We start from the raw sequence: 2,963 nt of genomic DNA, 5'->3' as shown, positions 1-2,963 counted from the left end.
TTTCTCTCTTTCTTTCTGTCAGATTTGTATACGTTTCCTTATTTTACCTTTGCTGGAGACATTTGACAAGAAAAAAGGCAATGTGATCCAGCAGTGTATTCACGTCTGCTGGATCACATTGCCTTTTTTCGCCTCTTTTTTATCGGTATAGAATGCTTTTCTACATTTAAGCCGAGTTCTGGTTTCATCAGTAAAGTCAATTCGTACACAATCATGGTTAGAATGACTTAGTTTTCAGCTCCATCTTTAGATTTTCGATTTTTTCTTAGTGGTATATGTTGCTTGATGTACTTAAAAAATAATTCTATTTGCTACTTTTGGCTATACATTTTACAGATTTACTCTACAGACACGTTCAGTCGATTCGTAATGATACTTAAATTCGATTACTGTTTTCTCTCGGTCGTAATGAGCCGGAAGAGCTGGTTAAATAGGTTTGGCTACCCAACTATACCAAACAAGTCTTAACTTACTAAATTAGAATATCTCAGCGATAAGTCTTGCTTTTTTCTCAGCCTCTTCCAGAATTTCTTCTCTTTTGGACGGAGCAAAATCGATACCTTCAATAAATAATTGCTCGTAATCTTCAACTCCAACAAACTGGAAAATCCCTTTTAAAAATTGTGCGGAAAAATCTTTCCCACCAAAATACCCACCGTTTGATTGGATATGGAGAGCTTTCTTTCCATGTGCTAGAGCCTCTGCACCCGTTTCTGTATACCTAAAAGTTACTCCAGAAACACAAATATTATCTATCCACGATTTTAAATGGCTTGGAATACCTAAATTCCATAATGCATTTGCTACAACTATTTTGTCCACATCTATATACTGTTGTGTTAACTCATTCATTCGTGTCATTTTCTTTTGCTGAGCATCAGTCAACTCTGGAAATGTTTTTCCTTCTTTTAATGCTATAATACTTGTTAAGATATCCTCATCCAGCTCCGGAATGTCATCGTTAAATACATCAATATATTGAATTTCATCATCTGGATGTGTTTCTTTGTATTTTTCAACAAATACATCTAAGATTTGAACTGAAGTAGATTGATCAGCATTTAATGGGTGTGCTTTTACTACTAATAATTTGGTCATAATTATATATCCTTTCGTCAATATTTGTGAATTATTTCACATTTTTTATTATATCAAACTATACTCTTATGTCAAGTGTATTTTGCAAGAAAAAAATCCATAAGATTGCAGGAATTTTTTCCATACCTTTGCTGCACCGTTTTATTTAGTTTTTGTGTTGCGATAATGCGTTCGTGAAGCGGTAACTTTTACCAGAAAACGAGAAAATATGAGCGTGATGAATTAAGCGATCAACTAAGGCACTCGTTAATCTGGAGTCCTGAAATACTTTATTCCATGAGCTGAATTCTAAATTGGTCGTCACAATCAAGCTGCGTTCCTCATAAAAATCAGAAATAAGGTGGAATAACAGCTCTGATCCTTCTTTATCTATTGGCAAGTAACCTAATTCATCCAAGATGAGACAATCGCTTTTTAAGATGCTCTTTCGTGTACGTGCAAGCGTCCCTCTTTGAGACGCTTTTTGTAATTTATCCACTAAATCTAAAACACGATAAAACTGTACATCTTTTCCCGCCATACATGCTTCGATGCCAAGAGCTGTGGCTAACGTTGTTTTCCCAGTGCCTGGTGAACCAACGAAAATCAAATTTTCACGATGATGAATAAAATCTAAGCTTATTAATTCCTCTTTAGTTAGAGACCCTGGAAATCCAATCGCATCATGCCATTCATATTGACCCAATCGTTTATGAGTGCGGAAACCCGCTTTGTGTATTAAACGATGAGCTTTAGCTCGTTCTCGTTCGTGCTGTTCGTATTTCAAAGACTCTAATATAAGAGGATAGAGAGCTTCTTTATCATGATTGTCTATGACGTAGTCATAAACATACGCTAACCTCATACGTTTGCACAATTCCTTTAACTCATCTTCCATTAGCTCACCGCCTTCGGAGAGAGTGAATCATAAAGCGTTAGGGAGAGAGAAGCTTCTGTTGGCTCTGATTCAAAATTGTTCAGTAGGAGAAACTCAAAATTCTCTTCAATCCGTAATAAGTCCTCTTCTTTAAGCAATTCAAGCAGTTGGTCGATGCGCCTTTTTCGTTCGACAAGAGTTGTTTCTAATACATAGCTTTTTATTTTTGATGGAAGCAGCTTCTTATATTTAGAATGATCAAGTGCCCTTGGTTTTTGTCGGTAAGTTTGAAATACATATAGCCAATCGACGGGTCGGGATTCACTAATATAAGGCCGATCTGCTTCATAGAGCAATTCACCACTTGGGCTCAGACAGCGGAATGAATCCCAGTATAACTGCACGGTTAACCGACGGTTACGACCTACTTTTGGGATATGAATAGACGCATTATCCAATCTGATTTCACCATATTTATTTGTTTTGCATTCTTCGTATCTAAAAACGGGGTAGGGTGTATCTGAAAGAGAACGCATATGTGCCCGGTCTTCTTCCCATAATTCACTGATTAGTATGTGTTCATGGTAGTGATTGCGATGACTGTCTTCTTCTAGTTGAGCATTTAACCATTTCTCAAATACAAGGTAGGAAACAAAGTCAGGTATACAGTCAAAAAAATTATAACGAATATAGCCTACTTTATTTTCAACAGCCCCTTTTTCATGACCAGAATACGGATTACAAGCAATGGGTTCAAAACGATAGTGCGCAGCGAAGCGTTCAAAGGCCTCAGTAAACACGGTTTCTTCGCCTTTCCCTCTTGGCTTAACAACGGCAGCTGCCAAATTATCAATACGAATCGTTTTAGGCACACTCTCCATCATTTCGAAAATCCTCTTTAATCCTTCTAAAAAGCATTCTGTATTCTCACTCGGATTTTTCCCCTTTTCATCATACAAATAAGGCCCATAGGACGTGTCGATCTGCCACATATCATTGGCATGAGCCA

At 37.1% G+C, this 2,963-nt stretch carries 3 protein-coding genes; all 3 read right to left on the bottom strand.

Annotation, left to right across the window (positions count from 1 at the left end):
- Nucleotides 1-477: 477 nt before the first annotated feature.
- On the bottom strand, nt 478-1,098 hold the full coding sequence (locus ABFX15_RS10640; protein ID WP_344912051.1) for an FMN-dependent NADH-azoreductase: 621 nt from the start codon (nt 1,096-1,098) through the stop codon (nt 478-480).
- A 145-nt stretch (nt 1,099-1,243) separates the two neighbouring features.
- Nucleotides 1,244-1,975, bottom strand: a complete 732-nt coding sequence (gene istB / locus ABFX15_RS10635; protein ID WP_343755429.1) for an IS21-like element helper ATPase IstB — start codon at nt 1,973-1,975, stop codon at nt 1,244-1,246.
- Nucleotides 1,975-2,963 (bottom strand): transposase (locus tag ABFX15_RS10630; RefSeq protein ID WP_487046873.1); only part of this gene is annotated, 989 nt, incomplete at its 5' end. The genes istB and ABFX15_RS10630, both read right to left, overlap by 1 nt.

Source organism: Alkalibacterium indicireducens (genome assembly GCF_039522005.1).
GTDB classification, from domain to species: domain Bacteria; phylum Bacillota; class Bacilli; order Lactobacillales; family Carnobacteriaceae_A; genus Alkalibacterium; species Alkalibacterium indicireducens.
This window is presented reverse-complemented; position numbering and strand designations above follow the sequence as displayed.

Excerpts from the sequence above, each read along its gene's own strand:
- ABFX15_RS10640 (WP_344912051.1), bottom strand. The coding sequence starts at position 1,098 with ATGACCAAATTATTAGTAGTAAAAGCACACCCATTAAATGCTGATCAA.
- istB (WP_343755429.1), bottom strand. The coding sequence starts at position 1,975 with ATGGAAGATGAGTTAAAGGAATTGTGCAAACGTATGAGGTTAGCGTAT.